The 17,769-nt window shown below is 73.4% G+C and carries 17 protein-coding genes; 1 reads left to right on the top strand and 16 read right to left on the bottom strand.

Annotated features, from left to right (window positions below; all coding sequences use genetic code 11):
* Positions 1–23: 23 nt before the first annotated feature.
* From ACFYW8_RS16710 to hisI, 10 genes are all read right to left on the bottom strand, one after another.
* Entirely contained in the window at positions 24–800 is a 777-nt protein-coding gene (locus ACFYW8_RS16710; RefSeq protein WP_365874179.1) for a thioredoxin domain-containing protein, read from the bottom strand.
* Between the two features lie 222 nt (positions 801–1,022).
* Positions 1,023–1,838: a tryptophan synthase subunit alpha gene (gene trpA / locus ACFYW8_RS16715; protein WP_365874177.1), complete on the bottom strand. Its 816-nt coding sequence runs from the start codon at positions 1,836–1,838 to the stop codon at positions 1,023–1,025.
* Entirely contained in the window at positions 1,835–3,127 is a 1,293-nt protein-coding gene (gene trpB / locus ACFYW8_RS16720; protein ID WP_389074662.1) for a tryptophan synthase subunit beta, read from the bottom strand. The genes trpA and trpB overlap by 4 nt, the downstream gene beginning before the upstream one ends.
* 291 nt (positions 3,128–3,418) lie before the next feature.
* A complete protein-coding gene (gene trpM / locus ACFYW8_RS16725) occupies positions 3,419–3,649 on the bottom strand; it encodes a tryptophan biosynthesis modulator TrpM (protein WP_389075131.1) in 231 nt (76 codons plus the stop codon).
* Positions 3,650–3,953: 304 nt separating this feature from the next.
* Positions 3,954–4,763, bottom strand: a complete 810-nt coding sequence (trpC, locus tag ACFYW8_RS16730) for an indole-3-glycerol phosphate synthase TrpC (protein ID WP_389074665.1) — start codon at positions 4,761–4,763, stop codon at positions 3,954–3,956.
* A 165-nt stretch (positions 4,764–4,928) separates the two neighbouring features.
* Entirely contained in the window at positions 4,929–5,381 is a 453-nt protein-coding gene (locus ACFYW8_RS16735; protein ID WP_389074670.1) for a DUF2752 domain-containing protein, read from the bottom strand.
* A 93-nt stretch (positions 5,382–5,474) separates the two neighbouring features.
* Positions 5,475–5,723 carry an HGxxPAAW family protein gene (locus ACFYW8_RS16740; protein ID WP_389074675.1) on the bottom strand — a complete coding sequence of 83 codons (249 nt, stop codon included), beginning with the start codon at positions 5,721–5,723 and terminating at the stop codon, positions 5,475–5,477.
* Between the two features lie 237 nt (positions 5,724–5,960).
* Positions 5,961–6,614, bottom strand: coding sequence for a TIGR02234 family membrane protein (locus ACFYW8_RS16745; RefSeq protein WP_365874165.1), 654 nt, complete (start codon positions 6,612–6,614; stop codon positions 5,961–5,963).
* Between the two features lie 246 nt (positions 6,615–6,860).
* Entirely contained in the window at positions 6,861–8,348 is a 1,488-nt protein-coding gene (locus tag ACFYW8_RS16750) for an anthranilate synthase component I (RefSeq protein WP_389074680.1), read from the bottom strand.
* Positions 8,349–8,359: 11 nt separating this feature from the next.
* Positions 8,360–8,773 (bottom strand): phosphoribosyl-AMP cyclohydrolase, encoded by a 414-nt coding sequence (hisI, locus tag ACFYW8_RS16755; protein ID WP_365874161.1) that lies wholly within the window; start codon positions 8,771–8,773, stop codon positions 8,360–8,362.
* A 142-nt stretch (positions 8,774–8,915) separates the two neighbouring features.
* Here hisI and ACFYW8_RS16760 point away from each other — a divergent pair, with 142 nt between their 5' ends.
* Positions 8,916–9,551, top strand: a complete 636-nt coding sequence (locus tag ACFYW8_RS16760) for a TIGR03085 family metal-binding protein (RefSeq protein WP_365874159.1) — start codon at positions 8,916–8,918, stop codon at positions 9,549–9,551.
* 59 nt (positions 9,552–9,610) lie between these two features.
* Here ACFYW8_RS16760 and ACFYW8_RS16765 read toward each other — a convergent pair whose 3' ends face one another.
* From ACFYW8_RS16765 to hisF, 6 genes are all read right to left on the bottom strand, one after another.
* The gene (locus tag ACFYW8_RS16765) at positions 9,611–10,873 is read right to left on the bottom strand and encodes an MFS transporter (RefSeq protein WP_389075136.1); all 1,263 of its coding nucleotides are present in this window, start codon (positions 10,871–10,873) and stop codon (positions 9,611–9,613) included.
* Between the two features lie 70 nt (positions 10,874–10,943).
* Positions 10,944–11,531 carry an ArsR/SmtB family transcription factor gene (locus tag ACFYW8_RS16770; RefSeq protein WP_389074689.1) on the bottom strand — a complete coding sequence of 196 codons (588 nt, stop codon included), beginning with the start codon at positions 11,529–11,531 and terminating at the stop codon, positions 10,944–10,946.
* Positions 11,532–11,611: 80 nt separating this feature from the next.
* Complete coding sequence (locus tag ACFYW8_RS16775) at positions 11,612–13,060, bottom strand: PucR family transcriptional regulator (RefSeq protein ID WP_389074694.1); 1,449 nt, start codon at positions 13,058–13,060, stop codon at positions 11,612–11,614.
* Between the two features lie 113 nt (positions 13,061–13,173).
* Positions 13,174–14,850, bottom strand: a complete 1,677-nt coding sequence (locus tag ACFYW8_RS16780) for a LuxR C-terminal-related transcriptional regulator (RefSeq protein WP_389074699.1) — start codon at positions 14,848–14,850, stop codon at positions 13,174–13,176.
* A 750-nt stretch (positions 14,851–15,600) separates the two neighbouring features.
* Complete coding sequence (locus tag ACFYW8_RS16785) at positions 15,601–16,578, bottom strand: dienelactone hydrolase family protein (protein WP_365874151.1); 978 nt, start codon at positions 16,576–16,578, stop codon at positions 15,601–15,603.
* Positions 16,579–16,958: 380 nt separating this feature from the next.
* Positions 16,959–17,714 carry an imidazole glycerol phosphate synthase subunit HisF gene (gene hisF / locus ACFYW8_RS16790; protein WP_365881947.1) on the bottom strand — a complete coding sequence of 252 codons (756 nt, stop codon included), beginning with the start codon at positions 17,712–17,714 and terminating at the stop codon, positions 16,959–16,961.
* Positions 17,715–17,769 lie beyond the last annotated feature (55 nt).

Raw genomic sequence — 17,769 nt, forward strand, 5'->3', positions numbered from 1 at the left:
GGTGGCCGGAGCGCGCGGACGGCTCAGCCCTTGTTCGCCGCCTCCACCATCTGCTTGAGCTTGGCGGGGGTCATCGTCTGGTCCGCGGAGATGGTCTTGCCGTCCAGGAGCACGGTCGGGGTGCCCGTGAGGCCGTTGCTCTGGAACGCGGCGTGCGACTTCTGGACCCAGCCGTCGTGCGTACCGTTGTTGACACAGCTGCGGAAGGCCGGGGTGTCCAGGCCGCCGACCTTGCCGGCGAGCTCGATGAGCTTGGCGTTGTCGGCGAAGGCGTCGTCGGTCTCCTTGGGCTGGTTCGCGTACAGCACGTCGTGGTAGTCGCGGAACTTCCCGGCGTCCTGCGCGCAGGCCGCGGCGTTGGCCGCCTTGAGGGAGCCGCTGCCGCCCAGGTTCCCGTCGATCAGCGTGACGAGGTGGTACTCGGCCTTCAGCTGTCCGGAGTCGGTCAGCTCGTGGATCGTCGGTCGGTAGGCCGTCTCGAATGCCTGGCAGGCCGGGCAGCGGAAGTCCTCCCACACCGTGAGGGTCGACTTGGCGCTGTCCTTGCCGACGGGGATCGCGAGGCTGTCCTTGCCGGTGGCGCCCGAGGGCGACACGACCGGGCCCGAGGCGCCGCTCTTCTTGTCCTTGCCTGCGTTGGCGGCCACCACGCCGATCACGGCGGCCAGACCGAGGACGCAGACCACCGACGCCCCCACGATCAGCGCGCGACGGCGCTTCTCCCCGGCCTTCTGCTTCTCTCGCTCGACCGCCAGCCGCTCGCGGGCGTTGCGCTTTCCGTCACGGTTCTTCTCGCTCACATCCGGCAGAACGAACCGGGGAGGCACAGCGCGCCTCCCCGGTCCAAGGTCCACTCGTTCGGGTGAGCGGATTGTCCGGTACATACCGGATCCGCGTGGGGCGTACGCACCGACCCGCGCGGGGGCGTACGTACCGACCCGCGCGGGGGCTACGCGCGGATCCGGGCCGTGGCGTACGCGCGGATCCGGGCCGTGGCGTACGTACGGATCCGCGTGACGGCTCTACGCCGTTCCGCGCACGCCCTTCGCGAGGTCGGCCGCGAGCGCCCGTACGGCTTCGAGGCCGGCCGCCTCGTCCGGGGCGTCCAGCATCCGCTTCACGAACGCCGAGCCGACGATCACGCCGTCGGCGAAGCCGGCCACCTCGGCGGCCTGCGCGGCGCTGGAGACGCCGAGGCCGACGCAGACGGGCAGCTCCGTGGTGGCCTTGGTGCGCGCCACCAGGTCCTGGGCCTGGTTCCCGACAGACTCCCGGGTTCCGGTGACCCCCATCAGCGAGGCCGCGTACACGAACCCGCTGCCCGCCGCGGTGATCTCGGCGAGCCGGGCGTCCTTGCTGCTGGGCGCGACGACGAAGACGGTCGCGAGGCCGTGCTTCTCCGCGTGCTCCCTCCACAGCCCCGACTCCTGGACGGGCAGGTCGGGCAGGATGCAGCCCGCGCCGCCCGCCTCGGCGAGCTCGGCGGTGAAGCGCTCGACGCCGTAGCGGTCGATCGGGTTCCAGTACGTCATCACGAGGACGGGCTTGCCGGTGGCCGCGACGGCCTCCCGGACGGTCCGCATGACATCCGCGATCTTGACGCCGCCGCGCAGGGCGATGTCGTCGGCGGTCTGGATGACAGGACCGTCGAGGACCGGGTCGCTGTGCGGCAGTCCGACCTCGACGATGTCGGCGCCGCCGTCGAAGACGGCCTTGACGGCGGCGATGCCGCCGTCGACGGTCGGGAACCCGGCGGGCAGGTACGCGATGAGGGCGGACCGCCCCTCCGTCCTCGCCGCGGCGAGCGTGTCGCTCAACAGCCGGATGTTGCCGCTCACTTGGCGTCCCCCTCGATCTCGGCGTTCTCGCTGTCGGCGTCCGCGGCGACGACGGCGTCGACGCCGTTGTCGTAGAGGCCGAAGTAGCGTGCGGCCGTGTCCATGTCCTTGTCGCCGCGTCCGGACAGGTTGACGACGATCAGCCCGTCCTTGCCCAGTTCCTTGCCGACCTCCAGGGCCCCGGCGAGCGCGTGGGCGCTCTCGATCGCCGGGATGATGCCCTCGGTGCGGGAGAGCAGCCGCAGGGCCTGCATCGCCGCGTCGTCGGTGACCGCTCGGTACTCGGCGCGGCCGCTGTCCTTGAGGTAGGAGTGCTCGGGGCCGATGCCGGGGTAGTCGAGTCCGGCCGAGATCGAGTAGGGCTCGGTGATCTGACCCTCCTCGTCCTGGAGGACGTACGACCGTGATCCGTGCAGGATGCCGGGCTCGCCCGCGGTGAGGGTCGCCGCGTGCTCGCCGGTCTCCACGCCGTGGCCACCGGGCTCGCAGCCGATCAGGCGGACACCGCTGTCGGGGATGAAGGCGTGGAAGAGGCCGATGGCGTTCGAACCGCCGCCGACACAGGCGACGGCGGCGTCGGGCAGCCGGCCGGCGCGCTCCAGGATCTGCCGCCGGGCCTCGACGCCGATGACCCGGTGGAAGTCGCGGACCATGGCGGGGAAGGGGTGCGGGCCCGCGACGGTCCCGAAGAGGTAGTGGGTGTGGTCTACGTTGGCGACCCAGTCGCGGAACGCCTCGTTGATGGCGTCCTTGAGGGTGCGGGAGCCGGACTTCACGGCGATGACCTCGGCGCCGAGCATACGCATCCGGGCCACGTTCAGCGCCTGGCGCTGGGTGTCGATCTCGCCCATGTAGATGGTGCATTCGAGGCCGAAGAGCGCGCAGGCGGTGGCCGTGGCGACGCCGTGCTGGCCGGCGCCGGTCTCCGCGATGACGCGGGTCTTGCCCATGCGCCGGGTGAGCAGGGCCTGGCCGAGCACGTTGTTGATCTTGTGCGAGCCGGTGTGGTTGAGGTCCTCGCGCTTGAGGAAGATCCGCGCGCCACCGGCGTGTTCGGCGAAGCGGGGCACCTCGGTGAGGGAGCTCGGGCGTCCGGTGTAGTGGACGAGCAGGTCGTCGAGCTCGCGGGCGAACTCGGGGTCCGCCTTGGCCTTGTCGTACTCGACGGCGACCTCGTCCACGGCGGCGACCAGCGCCTCCGGGATGAACTTGCCGCCGAACGCGCCGAAGTAGCCTTCGGCGCTGGGGACTTGACCGTCGGAGTCGGGAATGAAGAACTCGCTGGGCATACGGATACCTCGCAGGGGCGACAGCCCCGGTTACGGGATCGGACAGGGGTCACGGAAAGCCGGACGCACCCACGCTCCGCGGTGACCGACGGACCTGTCGGTGACACCGCCCGCCCTGCCGCCGGTCCGCCCGGGGCCGCGACGGACGTGCCGTCGCGAGGACCGGGGTGTGCCGGACTCGGCTGGATCCCCCGTGCCAGGTGGATCCGGACCGGCCCCTCGGGGGGTCCGGACGGGTGCACGGGTGGAGTCGAGTGGAGTCGACCCGGTCCGGTCCGCCCGAGAGCGGGACTAGGCCGGGGAGGGCGTGAGCGCGCGTACGCGCTCGGGCCATCGCATGCCGTTGACCTGACCCGGCTCGTCGCCGATGACGTAACGGACCCGGCGCCCGTGCACACGGCGTGCGGGCGCCCGGCAGCCGCGCGGGCGGCAGCCGCGGGCGAGCCGGGCGTAGGGATCACGCGCCGCCGAGGGCACCGGGAGCGCTGCGGCGGGCGGCACACAGGGGCGCCCGGCGTACAGGCCCCCGGGCAGGGAGAGGTGGGCGCCGGACGCGACGGGCGGGTACGAGTACCCGCAGTCCACCCTCACCGCGGGCGATCCGGCACGCGACGACGGGACCGGACCTCCCGAAGCCGGTACGGCCGGAGCCGTGGGTCCTGAAGCCGGTACGCGTACGGCCGGACCTGGCACAGCCGGAGCCTGTTCGGCCGGACGGGATACGGCCGGACGGGGTACGGCCGACCCCGCGCGCGCCGGTACGCCGTCGGGGCGGTGGCCCGGACGGGGTACGGCGGGGGCGAGGGTCGGGACGGACACCGGCAGGTCAGTCCCGTCCGTGCCGCAGGGCCGGGTGGGCGCCTGCCGCGACCAGGTCGGAGACGGCGGTCTTCGGGTCGCGGCCGGTGACGAGGGACTCGCCGACCAGGACCGCGTCGGCGCCCGCGTTGGCGTACGCGATGAGGTCGTGCGGGCCACGGACACCGGACTCGGCGATCTTGACGATGCCGTCGGGGATCTCGGGGGCGACCCGCTCGAAGGTCGTACGGTCGACCTTCAGCGTCTTCAGGTTGCGCGCGTTGACACCGATGATCTTCGCGCCGGCGTCCACCGCCCGCTCGACCTCGTCCTCGTCGTGTACCTCGACGATCGGCGTGAGCCCGATGGACTCGGCACGCTCGATGAGGGACTCCAGGGCGGGCTGTTCGAGGGCCGCGACGATGAGCAGCGCCAGGTCGGCGCCGTACGCGCGGGCCTCCCAGAGCTGGTACGACGTGACGATGAAGTCCTTGCGCAGCACCGGGACGTCCACGCGGGCGCGGACGGCCTCCAGGTCGGCGAGCGAACCGCCGAAGCGGCGCTGTTCGGTGAGGACGGAGATGACGGCCGCGCCGCCCGCCTCGTAGTCGGCGGCCAGGGCCGCCGGGTCGGCGATCGCGGCGAGCGCGCCCTTGGACGGGCTGGACCGCTTGACCTCGCAGATGACCTTGACGCCGTCACCGCGCAGGGCCGCCACGCCGTCCTTGGCCGCCGGAGCCTTCGCCGCGCGCTCCTTGAGCTCGTCGAGGCTGACGCGCGCCTGCCGCTCCGCGAGGTCGGCACGGACTCCGTCGATGATCTCGTCGAGCACACTCACGCGAGCGGCCCCCTTCCTGCGGTGGACGGTTGAAGCTGTCGGGCATCCGACCCGGGTTCGCTGTCCCTGACGGAAAAGTCGGGTCACTGCGATGGTATCCGGAGGAAGGCGTAGGCCTCGCATCCGGTTGACGCCGGTCCCATTACCTGGACATTTGTCATTTGATCAAGGGTGCAGCCAGCCGCCGGACGGCAGGTTCCGGACAACGGTGAAGACCAGCACCAACGCGCCCAGACTCCACAGGTGGACCGGTCCGAGATCGAGCCGCGCGGGCCGTCCGCGCACCGCGCGGATCACCCAGACGGCCCACAGCACCGCGAAGGCCAGGTAGCCGCCGACGGCGAGCGCGTTGTCCGTGAGGGCGGTGGCGAGGTCCCCGTGCACGAAGGCGTGCGCGCTGCGCAGACCGCCGCAGCCGGGGCAGTACACGCCCGTGAGGCGCAGCAGCGGGCAGACGGGGTAGTGGCCGGGCTGGTTGGGGTCGACGGCCCCGACGTACGCGAAGGCCCCGGCGACGGCCGCGAGTGTCCCGCCGGGAGCGGTGAGCCGCCGCAGCAGGACGACGGCGCCCGGCCCGGCCTGCGTCACCCTCTGGGTTTCGGCGTTCACGCGACGCATTCTGCCTCGCGCGCGGGGCGGGCGCTCGCCCGGGTACACGGAAGGCGGCCCCGGCGGGTGTGCCGGGGCCGCCTTCCGTGAAGCCTCAGTGGGTCAGGCGTCGGCGCTCACGGTCGAGCGCGTCGTGTTCGCGGGGTGCGCCTCGGAGGTCTTCGGCTGGCCGAGACCCATGCTCCGCATGACCATGCCCACGACACCGCCGAGGACGACGACGACCATGCCGGCCCAGAAGCCCAGCGGTTCGGCCATCACCATGTAGGCACCCGCGATGCAGAAACCGATGAAGGCGATGATGACACCGGTCCAGGCGGCCGGGGTGTGACCGTGGCTGCTGCCCGCCATGACTTGCTCCTCGTTGCTGTATGCGTGTGTGAGTCGGACGCTCATCGTCCATTGTCCCGTACGCGCGGGCCCGCCGTGAGCGGGGGGTCGCCCCTCGCGCGTCGGTCGGCCGGGCGGGACGGGGACCCGGGCCACGGAACAGCGTGGGCGCCGGGGCAAGGGCGTGTCCGCCGATTCCCGCCGGGTCCGCGGCGCCCGGCGCCGGGGACCGATCCGACGCGAAGGGGCGGCCGGGCCCTAGGTTCCGGCCGGGTCGGGACCGGTGGGGTCCTCGCCGCGGTCGAGTGCCTTCCAGATGTCCTCGGGGCGGTCCGGGTCGACCGGCTTGACCTTGCGGGGCCGGGGCCTGCCGTCCCGCTCGTAGCGGCCGGACATGGCGGGCCACAGGCGTCCGTAGCGCAGGGCGAGCAGCCCGGCGAACAGGATGAGCGCGCCGCCCGCCGCGGCCGCGTACGGCCAGACGGTGTGGCCGATCCCGGCCGCGGTGGCGGCGGTGTTGCCGGAGGCGGCGGCGGCCCGCTCGTCGAGGGCGGAGCTGTCGCTCGCGCCGAGGACGGCGGCGACGACCGTGCCGGCGCCGGAGAGCGCGAGCAGCGCGGAGACCAGGAGGCGGCCGGAGCGGCGGACGGCGAAGACGGCGACGAGCGCGGCGAGGCCCACTATCGCGAGCGCCGCGGGCACACCCGTGATGTCGCTGCCCTTGACGGTCAGCGGGAAGGCGCCGCCGGCCACGGTCGCGGTCCCCTGTGCCCAGTTCTGCCGGGTGGACAGCAGGGCCACGGCCGCGCCGAGCGCGCCGCTCAGCAGGGTCACAGCGAGGCTGCGGCGGCCGGACCGGGAGGGTCCCGCGGCTTCGGATCGGGGGTGAGGTACAGCAGTCACAGACCCCACTATCGCCTGAACCCCGGCCGAACCCTCATTCGGGGTTGCGTGAGCCTCGTCCTATTGCTCGCGATTCGACCACGATTCACCCCAGGGTCGTACGGCCCGGAGCGGTCCGGGGAGCGTCGGGCGGTACGTCAGCCGCCCGGACCGACCCGTCGCCCCGTCGTCCCGCCGCCCGCCCGGACCGGCCCACCGCCCGGCTCCGCGAGCCGGCCCCGTACCGGCACACCGCGCCGGAGCCGGCCCACCGCGCTACCGTCCGAGCCGGTTCGCCGTGTGTACGGCGCGCAGGACCGCCGCCGCCTTGTTGCGGCACTCGTCGTCCTCCGCGGCCGGGACCGAGTCGGCGACGATGCCGGCGCCGGCCTGGACGTACGCCGTACCGTCGCGCAGGAGGGCCGTACGGATGGCGATGGCGGTGTCGGAGTCGCCGGCGAAGTCGAGGTAGCCGACGCAGCCGCCGTACAACCCGCGCCGGGACGGCTCCAGTTCGTCGATGATCTGCATCGCGCGCGGCTTGGGCGCCCCGGAGAGGGTGCCGGCGGGGAAGCAGGCGGTGAGCACGTCGAAGGCCGTACGGCCGGCCGCGACCCGGCCGGTCACCGTGGAGACGATGTGCATCACGTGCGAGTACCGCTCGATGGACATGAAGTCGACGACCTCGACGGAGCCGGGCTCGCAGACCCGTCCGAGGTCGTTGCGCCCGAGGTCGACGAGCATGAGGTGCTCGGCGCGCTCCTTGGGGTCGGCGAGCAGCTCGTCAGCCAGGGCCTGGTCGTCCTGCACGGTCGCGCCGCGCGGCCGGGTGCCCGCGATGGGGTGCACCATCGCCTGCCCGCCCTCGACCTTGACCAGGGCCTCCGGGGAGGAGCCGACGACGTCGAAGCCGTCGAAGCGGAACAGGTACATGTACGGCGACGGGTTGGTCGCCCGCAGGACCCGGTAGACGTCCAACGCGCTTGCGGTGCACGGCGTTTCGAAGCGCTGGGAGGGCACGACCTGGAAGGCCTCGCCGGCCCGGATCCGCTCCTTGATGTCCTCCACGGCGTCCTGGAAGTCGGGGCCGCCCCAGAGCGCGGTGTACTCGGGGAGTTCGGAGGGCGGGAGCGCGGCCGGCGGCTGTGACACCGCGCGGGAGAGGTCTGCCTCCATGGCGTCCAGACGGGCGACGGCGTCCGCGTACGCCTCGTCGACGCCTGTCTCCAGGTCGTTGTGGTTGATCGCGTTGGCGATGAGCTGGACCGAGCCGTCCCAGTGGTCCAGGACGGCCAGGTCGCTGGTGAGCAGCATGGTCAGCTCGGGCAGTTTCAGGTCGTCCTGCTCGCCGGGGCCGATCTTCTCCAGGCGGCGCACGATGTCGTAGCCCAGATAGCCGACCATGCCGCCGGTGAACGGGGGCAGTCCCTCGCCCTGCGGGGTGTGAAGCGCCTCGATGGTGGCGCGCAGGGCCGCGAGGGGATCGCCGCCCACGGGGACGCCGACGGGCGGGGTGCCGAGCCAGTGCGCCTGTCCGTCCCGCTCGGTGAGGGTGGCGGCGGAGCGGACGCCCACGAAGGAGTAGCGGGACCAGGACAGGGAGGTGCGGCCGTTCTCCGCGGATTCGAGGAGGAACGTGCCGGGGCGTTCGGCGGCCAGCTTGCGGTAGAGCGCGACCGGCGTGTCGCCGTCCGCGAGCAGTTTGCGGCTGACGGGGATGACACGGCGGTCGGTGGCCAGCTTGCGGAACGTCTCGAGGTCCATGGCGGCTGACCTTACTGATTCCCGGCCGGTGCAACGGAATCGGCGCCGTCGGACCGCTCGCCGGTGTCCTTCAGCAGCACGTCCTCGTCGAAGCAGGTGCGGGCTCCGGTGTGGCAGGCGGCGCCCACCTGGTCGACCCGCACCAGAACGGTGTCGGCGTCGCAGTCCAGGGCCACGGACCTGACGTGCTGGAAGTGGCCGGAGGTGTCGCCCTTGACCCAGTACTCCTGGCGGCTGCGCGACCAGTAGGTGCAGCGGCCCGTGGTGAGGGTGCGATGCAGCGCCTCGTCGTCCATCCAGCCGAGCATCAGCACCTCACCGGTGTCGTACTGCTGGGCGATGGCGGGGACGAGTCCGTCGGCGCTGCGCTTGAGGCGGGCGGCGATCTCGGGGTCCAGGCTGCTGGGCGGAGGCGTGCTGGTCATGGGGGCCATTGTGCCGCGCCCGGCCGTCGCACCCGGTTGTCGTCCACAGGCCGGACCGGGCGGTTGTCCACAGGCCGGACCGGGCCGGATCCGCCGCGCTCTCCAGTGGGCGCGGCGACCGCCCGGTCGTAGGCTGGCTGGCATGTCGACCCATGCGAAGCGCGAACGGCTCCTCCTCGCCGATCTGTTGGAAGCCGTGGGACCGGACGCCCCCACCCTGTGCGAGGGGTGGACCAGCCGGGATCTCGCCGCACACGTGGTGGTGCGTGAACGCCGCCCCGACGCCGCCGGCGGTCTCGTCGTCAAGCAGCTCGCGTCCCGCCTGGAGCGGGTGATGGCGGAGTTCGCCGAGAAGCCGTACGAGGAGCTCGTCCAGCTGATCCGTACCGGGCCGCCGCGCTTCTCGCCGTTCGCTCTGAAGCAGCTCGACGAGGCGTCGAACGTGGTCGAGTACTACGTCCACACCGAGGACGTGCGGCGCGCGCGGCCGAACTGGACGCCGCGCGAGCTGGACGCGGTGTTCCAGGAGGCTCTGTGGTCGCGCCTGGACCGCACGGCCCGGCTGATGGGCCGCGGCGCCCCGACGGGTGTGGTCCTGCGTCGGCCGAACGGCCAGACGACGGTCCTGAACAAGGGCACGCCGGTAGTGACGGTGACCGGCGAGCCCTCGGAGCTGCTGCTGTTCGCCTTCGGCCGGCAGAGCGTGGCGGACGTCGAGCTGGACGGCGACAAGGACGCGATCACCAAGCTCCACGAGGCGAAGCAGCTGGGGATCTAGGTCTTCCCGCCACCGCCGGTCCCGCCGCCCACAGGCCGTCAGGTCCGCTCCGCCGCCGGTCAGCGAGGCAGCTCGGCACGGCGCAGATCCCGTACGCACAGGGCGAGGACCCCGGCGAGGCCGGACACGGCGGCGCTGGTGGCGAAGACCGGACCGGTACCCCACCAGCCGATCGCGGCGGCCGTCAGCGGCATGCTGAGGGGCGCGAGGCCCAGGCTGACGATGCCGGCGACGGCGGTGACCCGGCCCAGGTAGGCGGGGTCGGACTGGGTCTGGAGGAGTGCCCCGCACAGGGATCCGCTGAGCCCGGCGAGCAGGCCGATGACGAGGGCGACACCGACGGCCGCGGCGACGCTCGGCGCGAGGGCGAGCGCGCCGATCGCCACGGCGCCGCCCAGGATGGCCACGGCTGCGACGGTCCCCGCGCGCGGCAGCCGTCCGCGCAGCGTCAGCAGCAACCCGACGGCTCCGGCACCGACGCCGAAGGCGGCGAGCACCCAGCCCATCCCGGACGCGCCCCAGCCGCGCCGGTCGGCGAGCAGGGCCAGTCCCACGTTCAGCGGCCCCACGAAGCCGAGGTCGCCGAGGGCGATGGCGGCGATGAGCGGGGCGAGGACGCGGTGGCCGCGGATGTAGCGCAGCCCGTCGCCGAGGTCGCGCCAGGCGGTGCGGTCCGCCGGGTCCGCCGCGTCGTCCGGGGGCAGTTCCCGCATGCGTACGGAGATCAGCAGCGGCACCGACACGGCGATGAGCCCGCCCGCCAGCGCGAACGCCGTCGCCGAGCCGCCGAGGGCCACGGCGAGGCCGCCGAGCGGGGCGCCCACCACATGGGCGAACCGGATCGCGAGACCGCGCATGCCCTGTACCCGGGCGAGCTGGTCCCGGCCGGTGACACGGGCGGGGAGGGCGCCCACGGCGGGCATGAACACGGCGTCGACGATGCCGAAGACGACGGCGAGCAGGGCCAACAGCCACAGCCCGGGACTGGCCGCGAAGAGCAGCGCGGCGACCGTCAGCACGGCCGCGCAGCGCACCGCGTCGCTGCCGATGACGACCCTCCTCGGCCCGAACCGGTCGGCGACCACTCCCCCGCCCAGCATCAGCAGGGCCCTCGGCACGGCGCTGACGGCCATCACGAGCCCGGCCTGGGAGGGCGTACCGGCCCGGACGGCCGCCCAGGACAGCGCCATGTAGAAGACGTTGTCGCCCATCATCGACGAGGTGTAGGCACCGAGCCAGCGCAGGACGTTGCCGTCACGGTGGGCGGACCTGCCGGGGGCCGGGGCCTGGGTGGCGGCCGAGGTGGGGGCCGGTACGGCCACCGGGGTGGGGGCCGGTACGGCGGTCGCGGCCACGGGACCGAGTCCTCTCGGGTCGGGCTTGCTCTCGGGATCAGACACGGAACGGGAATCCGTAGGTGTGCAGCGCGACGTTCTCGCGCCCCGCGGTGTCACCCGCCGCTTCGTCCGCGCGGCCCTTCTCGTCGTACTTCTGGATGACGGTGAGCAACTCCTCGTTGAGCTCGGCCAGTTCGGCCGATGTCAGGCGCAACACGGACTCGGAGTCGGAGGAAGCGCCGGTCCACTCGGCGCCCCAGGCGTGCCGCTCGTCCAGATAGCGTCGGTAGAGGTCGGCACGCTGGTCGACGAGGAGCCGGGCGAACGCGGTGTGGGCGGCGTACGTCTCCGGCGCGCTCCGGAAGTCCTCGTCGTGGACGTGCAGCCCTTTCGCCGCCGGCCGCCACCAGCGCTCGCGGCCGTCCCCGGTGCGCGGCTCCGCCTCCACGATCAGCCCGTGCTCGGCGAGCTTGCGCAGGTGGTAACTCACGAGAGAGGGCGCCTCGTCGACCTGCGCGCCCAATTGGGAAGCGGTGGCCGCTCCCGCGACGTACAGGGCGCGGTAGAGCCGCATCCGCAGCGGATGGGCGATCGCCTTCAGCGCGCCCATGTCCGTGATTCGACGGCTGTCCTCGTGTGGCATGCCCTCACGCTAGACATGAAAGAAAAGTTGCGCAACTAAAGTTGCGCAACTTTTCTTTCGCGTCTGCGCCGTCCACCGGGTCAGGGGTCGAGCAGGGAGTGGGCGGCCAGGGCCAGGGACAGTTCCACGACGTCCGCGGGCCGGGTCAGGGAACGGCCGGTGAGCTGTTCGCAGCGGCGGAGCCGGTTCAGGACCGTGTTGCGGTGGCAGTAGAGGCGGCCGGCGGCCCGCTGGGCGGAACCGTCGCAGGCGAGCCAGGCCGTCAGCGTGTCCAGCATGACGTCCCGGTCGGACAGGTCCAGCCGCAGCAGCGGCCCGAGAACCCGCTCGGAGAGAGCCGCGCCGAGGACCGGCGCGGAGACGACGAGGGCGGCGGGCAGATGCTCCTCCAGTACGACGGTTCCGCCGGAGCGCGGGCAGGTCCGTAGCGCCGTATCGGCCAGACGACGGGCGTCGCCGATCGCCGCGAGACCGTCGACCACCGCGCTCACACCGACCCGGGCCACCTGCGGGGCGGTCAGCCGACGGGCGATCCCCACGGCGTCCATGACGAGCCCGGACGTCCGGGGGCGCTCCCCGTCGCGGCCGTCTCCTTCCCCCGGACAGCCCTCGGCCGCCGGGCCGGGCGTCGGCCCGGGGCCGGCGCCGGGGAGGTCGCTCGCGTGATCGTGGCCGTGGCCGTGGCCGTGGCCGGTCCGGTCTCCGTGGCCGGTCCGGTCTCCGTCGCAGGGGTGGCCGCCGAGCAGGACGATGCCGTAGCTGCCCTCGCTGTCCCGGTCGCGGTACCAGAGGACCCGCAGGCCGGAAAGGCGCACCTGGCCCCGTACGTCCGCGAACGCCCGGCCGACGGGCAGCCGGGCCAGCACCACCGCGTACCGGCCCTGTTCGGGGAGCCCGAGGGCCGCGGCGGTGGCCGGCAGATCGGCGATCCGGGCGGTGCCGTCGAGCAGCGCGGCCGTCATCAGCCGCAGCCGGTTCTCCCGGCGCCACATCAGCTCGCGCTCCGTCTGGCGGTAGGCGTCCGCGGCGACGGCGCAGTGGTCGTCGACGAAGTTCCAGACGTCGGCGGCCACATGCACGAGCAGCCGGGCGTCGGACGGATGACGGCGGGTCGTCTCGTCGACGAGTTCCTGCCAGATCATGCCGCCGCCCAGCCGGAAGGCGCGCAGCAGGGCGTCCAGCGGGAGGCCCCGTTCGGCGCGGGCCCTGCCGATGGTCCAGGAGCAGCGGTGCGCGGCCTCGCGCAGTTCACCCGGTTGGATCAGGGATCCGACGTTGAGCCGCAGCGAGCGCCGTATTTCGTCGCGCACGCTCTCCGCGTCGGCCTCCATGGCCGTGCGGTACGCGGGTTCGCGCTCCCTCAGGAGCTCCATCAGGCGTTCGGTGAGTTCGGGCAGCCCCGCCATCAGCGCCCTGGCGGCGCGGTGCAGTACCGAGAGGGCCTCCGCGTCGACGGCCGGGCGCGCGGCCGGTACCGGGGGCCGCGGTCCGGGCTGGGACCGGACGTGGGCGGGTACGAGGTGCTGCATCGCTGTCCTCCACCGGAGTCGGCTCGGCCCGGACCGCCCGGCGGGCCGACGCGCGGCACACGGGTGCTCCGGACCTCCTGATCCCGCAGGATGACATACCGCCCGGTCGGTACCTAGGGGTGTGCGGCGGTCTTCTCGGCCCGGTCCACCAACCGGGAGAGCTCGACGCGTGAACGGACCCCCAGGGTGGCGAAGACATTGCGCAGGTGGTGGTCCACGGTGCGGGGACTCACGGACAGGCGCAGCGCCACTTCGCGGTTGGTCGCCCCCTCCGCCACACAGCGGGCGATCCGCAGCTGCTGGGGCGTAAGAAGCGTGAGCTGACCGGCCGGTTCACCCGGTCCGCCGTCTCCGGTGGCCCGCAGTTCGGCCCTCGCCTGTGTGGCCCAGCCGAGCGCACCGCCCCGCTCGAAGGACACCAGCGCGTCCCGCAGACGACCGCGGGCCTCCCCCGGTCTGCGCCGGCGCCGCAGCCAGGAGCCGTAGAGGAGTTGGGTGCGTCCGCGTTCGAAGTCCCCGGCCACTTCGTCGTGTCGGTCGAGCGCCGCGGCGAACAGCGCCTCGCATTCCTCGGGATCACTCAACAGCGCACGGCAGCGGGCCAGTTGGGCCGGGGCCTGGGGATCGGCGCCCTGCCCGGCCCACCGGGCGAACTCGGCCACCGCGGACCGGGCGGCTTCCGCCTGGCCGGTCCGGAACGCCGCTTCCACGAAGCAGGGCACGGCGAGCATCCGTACCGCGAAGTGGCCGCGGCGCGGGCCGGCCCCGACCAGCGGGCCGAGCCGCGCGGCGGCCTCGGGGAGCCGGCCGCGGGCCAGGTCGGCGCGGGCCCGCGCCCACTGGGACAGTGTGGCCGCCTGGGCGAGACCGTGCGGTGCGGCGACACGTTCGGCGGCGTCGGCATGCTCCGCGACACCCTCGTGGCAGCCCTCGACCGACGCCACCAGCGCGAGGATCGCGTGGTGGTGTGCCGCGAGGTTGCGCTGCCCGGCACCGAGGGCCGTACGCAGGCCGTCCTCGGCGTGGGCACGGGCGCGGGCGTGGCGGCCGGCCCGCAGTTCTCCGTAGGCCAGCCGTTCCAGCGCCCGGGCGACCAGGATGTACGGGCCGCGGGCCCTGGCGGCCGCGAGCGCACGGGAGTTGGCACGGCAGGCGGCGGTGAGGTCACCGACCACGAGGGCGGCGCCCCCGGCCCGCAGCAGGGCTTCCGGGCCGTCGAGGACGCCGGCCTCCCCCGCTCCCGAAACCACCTCCCGCAACGGCCGCCGTCCGGCGTCCGGACGCCCGTGCAGCACGGCGGACATCCCCGCCCGGTACGCCGCGAGCCGTCGGTCGGGTTCCGGCGGCGCCGGGGTGTTTTCCGGCCGCGCCGGGATGTGACCGGGCCGCGCCGCAACGCCGCCCGGCCGCGCCAGGGTCTCGTCCAGGGCTTCCACGCACGCCGCCGCGTCGCCCATCGCCCAGGATGCCTCGACGGCGGCGAGCCGGGCGGCCAGGGCGCGGTGCGGGTCGGTGGAAGCCAGTGACTCGGCGGCCAGCAGCAGCACTTCGCGGGCGTCGGCGACCGGGCCGTCCTGCAGGGCGAGCTGCCCGCTCACCAGCTGGGCCGCGCCGCGCACGGCGCCGTGCGGACCCTCGCACCCGGCCGACGCGAGCAACTCCCGTGCCCGGTGCGGCAGTCCCGCCAGCCGGGCCTGATCGGCGGCGTCGATCAGGCGGACGGCACGCGGACCCTCACCGGCGGCGAGTTCGGCCGACCGCGCCCACGCCGCCGAGCGCGCCGCGTACATCACTCCGCCGTCGACCGCACCAACGGCACTGACCGCACCAGTCGCACCAGTCGCACCAGTCGCACCAGTCGCACCAGTCGCACCAGTCGCACCAGTCGCACCAGTCGCACCAGTCGCACCAGGGTCGTATACCGCGGGGGTGTCGGAGCGTACGGCCGTCGTACGGCCGCGGTCGGCCCGGGGCTTCGCGTGCGCGGGGCGCTCCGGCCACCGGCGTCGGCTCCCGTCGCCGCGAACGGCGGCGCGGAGGACTGTCGTCACGCCCGGCACGGTGGGCGCCGACGCCGTGGAACCCGGCGCGGAGGCAGTTTCCGGCTCGTGGCCGGGGGCGGGCGGGTGACCGGGGCCGCGGCTCTGGCCCGGGTCGTTCGACGTGCCCCGGGCGGACGGCGGTAACGAGCTCCGGCCGGCCGCCCGACGGGGACTTCGCGCAGTCGCGTTTCCAGTCACGACCGTCACGTTACTTCCGCGTAAACGAAGGCGGAAGTCCCGCGTTCGCTTGTCCCAGCGGACCCGGATACCCCCTCCGACCTGGGCGGACAGGGCTTCTGCGAGGACGGCGGCTGGGCGCGCTCCCAGGCCCGGCGGGCAAGGCTTGTGCGCCCGCACAACCACCGCGCTCCGAATACCGCACCGCGGTGGCCCGCACACACCCGCAGGTGACGGCCACCGGGAACGGCGGCCGTCACCTGCGCACGGGTCGGACCGTGCGGGGTGGGTCAGGGTGGGTCGGGGTGGGTCAGGGTCGGGTCACGAGGTGTGCGGGCAGTTGCCCCGGTACTCGGCGATCGTCGACGAGACCTGCGGCAGCGGGCAGAGGAACTGCTCGTAGCGGGTGTCATTGTCGATGAACCGCTTCAGCCACGAAATGCTGTACTTCGCGATCGTCGTGTTCGAGCTGTTGGGCGTGAAGTGGGTGGCGCCCCTGAGTTCCAGGTACGCCTTGTCGAGCGTGCTCGGCAGACTCTGGTAGAAGGGCTCGGAGTGCGTGGCCACCGGGGCGATCGTGTCACCGTCGGCGCCCACGATCAGGGTCGGTGTCTTGATCTCCGGCCAGGTGGTGTCCAGGTTCCAGCCGGTGAGCGGGATCGCCGCCTGGAGCGAGGGGCGGCTCTTCGCGGCCTCCAGCGTGCCGCCTCCGCCCATCGAGTGGCCCATGACCCCGAGCCGGCTGCTGTCGATCCTGGTCCGCACGGAACTGCTCTGGGTCAGGTAGTCGAGCGCGGCCAGCAACTGCTGTCCGCGGCTGGCGGGCTGGTCGAGAGTGGTGAGGGTGTCGATGGTGAACACCACGAAGCCCTGGGAGGCGAGCCGGGGCCCGAGCCAGGCGATGGACGACTGGTAGGCGGTGTATCCGGGTGCTATGGCGACCGCGCCGAAGGTGCCGTCGCCGGTCGAGGTCGGGTAGTAGACGGTTCCGCCGCCGAAGCCGCTCACGGACAGCGCGGAGACGGTGGTCTGGGAGACGGCGTACGACCCGCGGGCGGCCTCGATACTGGCGACCGTGGGGGCGGGGCCGCGCTCGTACGGGTTCGTGGCGGCCCGCGCCGAGACGGCCGGTGCTCCGACGGCCTGCGCCCCGGTGGCCTGCGCGGCGACGAGGCCGCCCGCGGCCAGGAGCACCGCGAGGCCGGCCCGCACCAGACGGCTCGTGAGCCGGTGCGGGCGGCGGGGGGACGGGTCGGGGCCGACGGGTGCGGCGGGGAGTGCGCGGTTCGGGTGCTGCACGGTGGGTGCATCCTCTCGGTGAGGGAGGACGGACCCGCGCCGCGGTCGAAGCGCCGCCCTGGCATGGGGTGTTGAAGGCGCACGCCGCGAAACGGCGGGGGTTCGTCTCGGTGGTTGCGGTGGCAACTGTCCGCCCCGGACCCGGCGCGCACATCGGCAGAATCACCGGTCTTGGCCCGGCGCGCCCCGTCGTGCCCGCCGCCCCGCACCGAACCCGCGCGTCGACCACCCGAACGACGGACGCCCCTTCCCACGGACCCGGCTCCCCCTGCAGACCCGGCTCCCCCACGAAACACGCCTCCCCCACGAAACACAGGACACGGCCCGCGCCCGGCAGCGAACGCCGCCGGGCGCGGGCCGTGAACAGTGGTGCGGGATCGTCAGCGGACGGGATGCCCCGCTCCTCGCAGGGTCTCCTTGACCTCGCCGATGCGCAGGTCACCGAAGTGGAAGACGGACGCGGCCAGCACCGCGTCGGCGCCCGCCTCGATGGCCGGCGGGAAGTGGTCGAGCCGGCCCGCACCGCCGCTGGCGATCAGCGGAACGGTGACGTGCTTGCGTACGGCCTCGATCATCTCGAGGTCGTAGCCGTCCTTCGTGCCGTCCGCGTCCATCGAGTTGAGCAGGATCTCGCCCGCGCCCAGCTCGGCCGCCCGGTGGGCCCACTCGACGGCGTCGATGCCGGTGCCCTTGCGTCCGCCGTGGGTCGTCACCTCGAAAGAACCGTCCGCGGTCCTGCGCGCGTCCACCGACAGCACGAGCACCTGCCGCCCGAACCGCTCCGCGATCTCCCGGATGAGGTCCGGCCGGGCGATGGCGGCCGTGTTGACACCGACCTTGTCGGCGCCGGCCCGCAGCAGCTTGTCGACGTCCTCGGCGGTGCGGACACCGCCGCCGACCGTCAGCGGGATGAAGACCTGCTCGGCCGTACGGCGCACCACGTCGTACGTGGTCTCACGGTTGCCCGAGGACGCGGTGATGTCCAGGAACGTGAGCTCGTCGGCGCCCTCGGCGTCGTACACCTTGGCCATCTCGACGGGATCGCCCGCGTCGCGCAGGTTCTGGAAGTTGACGCCCTTGACGACCCGGCCGTTGTCCACGTCCAGGCAGGGAATCACTCGGACCGCCAGGGTCATGACTGTGCTTCTCCCTGCTCCGTGCGGCCTTCGCCGGACTGTTCCGTGTGGTCTT

It is taken from the genome of Streptomyces sp. NPDC002742 (genome assembly GCF_042888885.1).
Classification (GTDB): domain Bacteria; phylum Actinomycetota; class Actinomycetes; order Streptomycetales; family Streptomycetaceae; genus Streptomyces.